This window comes from Pedobacter sp. 01T416_2, assembly GCF_056398925.1.
In genome coordinates this window covers 1-2,561 of record NZ_JBFTQI010000808.1, presented here as the reverse complement: position 1 = coordinate 2,561, position 2,561 = coordinate 1, and the positions used below count along the sequence as shown (strand labels likewise).

Annotated in this window: 2 protein-coding genes; both read right to left on the bottom strand. The window is 38.9% G+C overall.

Features of this window, described 5'->3' with window-relative positions; all coding sequences use genetic code 11:
- Positions 1-406: 406 nt before the first annotated feature.
- Entirely contained in the window at positions 407-2,179 is a 1,773-nt protein-coding gene (locus AC1DPQ_RS24370; RefSeq protein WP_477582968.1) for a metallophosphoesterase, read from the bottom strand.
- 50 nt (positions 2,180-2,229) lie between these two features.
- Positions 2,230-2,561 (bottom strand): RagB/SusD family nutrient uptake outer membrane protein (locus tag AC1DPQ_RS24365; RefSeq protein ID WP_477611145.1); only part of this gene is annotated, 332 nt, incomplete at its 5' end.

Genomic DNA, 2,561 nt, shown 5'->3' with positions numbered 1-2,561 from the left:
ACTGATTTTAAGGATGTTCTCACTTGTTAAGAGAGGAGAAATGTATGTCGAGAATTATAGGAGAGCGTCATAAAAGCTAAGAAAAACTCCCAAAAAAAGAGTTTTTCTTAAAATAAATTTGCAATTGTGGTAAACCTAGAATACGACCGAAGCAAAGCGGAGCGGAGAGATCTTTGAACTATGTTACTGAAAAGTTTAAAGATTTCTCCATTACGCTACCGATGAAAAATCGGTAAGCTTCAGTCGAAATGACGATATTATTTCTCTTAAATTCACCTGTCATTAATATTGATTTTTATACAATAAATTATCCCCTAGGATGACAAATCTATATTTATGATACAACCTCTTTGTTTTCAGCTTAAAAATTTAATATCACTCTTAACAGCTGAAATAGCAACAGAGATTAACGGTTCTTATTATTAATCAAATCAGTGGCTTTTCCGTTTTTGGCGTCAATGGGTTTACCATTCTGAAGGTAAATTAAGCCGTTTCTATATACAGCCAAACTAGATTTCCCTCCAGCTAAATAGTTGCCTGGAACAGGAATATCTCCTTCTTGTCCAAATTTCACCGGTTCTTTAAAGCGGTCGATAATCCATTCGTTTGTTGAAGGTCTGAAAACAGCCATCTCTGCCCTACCATCGCCGTCATAATCTGCAGGTACCGGAATATCGCCCGGTGTATGCTTAACCTGCAAAGGAATATTACCGAGACTGGTTTGCCATAAAGAGTTGTCTTTACGAAATATGCCTACATCCAATATCCCATCTCCATCATAATCTGCAGGAACAGGGACACCATTTTTATGTCCGAATTTCACACTATCCAGTCCATCAAAGTACCATGTTAATGTAGAAGGACGATAAACAGCAGCTTCTGCAAAACCATCTCCATCCCAATCTCCACACACGGGAATATCGCCTGCCTGGCCAAGTACAACATCTTTCCCACCCTGGATATAAAACTTTCCTTCGGATGGTCTGAAAACCGCAAGCTCCGTTTTACCATCTCCATTATAGTCGGCTGGAGCTGCAACATCGCCAGGTTTACCAAAGGCAATATCTGCCTCCCCCGATATTTTCCAGGTACCATTAGAAAAAAATGCGATTTCGCTAATGCCATCGTTGTTATAATCCTGATACCTGGCCACTGTGGTATGGTGGAACAAGGGAAGTGTGAATTTACTATCGGCATCGGCCTCTTCTTCACCTGTTACCGGAGAAAAAGTACGTACACTGATCAGGTCTTTCGATTTAGAAAATTTCATGAGCCGCATTAAACCGTGCCCCCCATCTGGCCTGCTCTGAAAATCTGATAACAATGATTTGATCACATTTCCCGCATAACCATCCTGACGGTAGCCTTCACCGTTATCGCCCACATGGCCTGATAAAGTTAAAAACACATTCGGGTAACTTTTTAAACGATCGAAAATCCGTTGCCCCTGTTTAGAAAACTTCGGAAAGCCCTTTTCGTTGGTACCGGTTTTCTTATTAAAATGAATAATAGAATGGCTCACTAAGATGGCCTTCCGATCGTTAAATTTTTCAAGTAGCGCACTTGCCCATTTGTTCAATCCTTCAATATCCTCATCATAAGAATCATATTCAAAAAATATAGCAATGAATTTATAACCGCCTGCTTCGAAAAGATCGAAATGGCTATCGTTATTATCACGATAATGCCCGCCGTACCATTTTTTATCTTTAAAATGATCCACGCCAAAATATTTATTGTACTGATCGGTTTTACCACTTAAGGGATATTGACTCTTGGTTTGATCGTGGTTGCCTACGGCCATACCATATGGAATACCCTGCGGATAACCAGGTTGTGGTTTTTCCAATTTATACATCGACCCGGCAGCATTTACCCATTGTTGTGGGAATTTTTCCCCATCATCAGAAATATCACCAAGATGGATTACGTATTTAATGTTTTCTTTTGCTGCATTTTTTGCAATCCACTCGGTCTGCTCCGAAAACATCTCCTTTTTCCCGCCATTCTTCTCTGAAGTATAATATTGGGTATCGGGTAGTACAACGATCGCAAATTCATCGTTTGCTAAACGTTCTTCCTGCAACGCAGGTATTAAGCTTGCACTTGTAGTTAATAACATTTGTGCACTTAAAAAAATGCAAAGGCTTTTCTTTAACAGTGCTTTATTTATGGTCATTTTTACTTAATTAAATTTTATTCTTCTTTTACTTGTCTTATACTTCAATCTTAAAAGTATCCTGGGTTTTGGATGATCTTAGGATTTAGTCCAACTTCGTTTTGTGGGATTGGAAATAATAAATGGTGATTATCGATTACGTAAGCATCTGAGGAAAGAAATGGAAGCTGCTGCCTTATTTTAACACCAAATGCATTAATAACATTAATTGCTTTTCCAGTTCTCAATAAATCTGTCCATCTGCTGTTTTCGAAAGCCAGTTCAACCCGGCGCTCATGTAGAATAATTGTTCTAAGCTCCGTTTGATCGGTACTTACAATATCCGTTAAACCAGCTCTTTTCCTCACCCTATTTAGTGGTGCTAAAGCAAGCGCCGATTTTC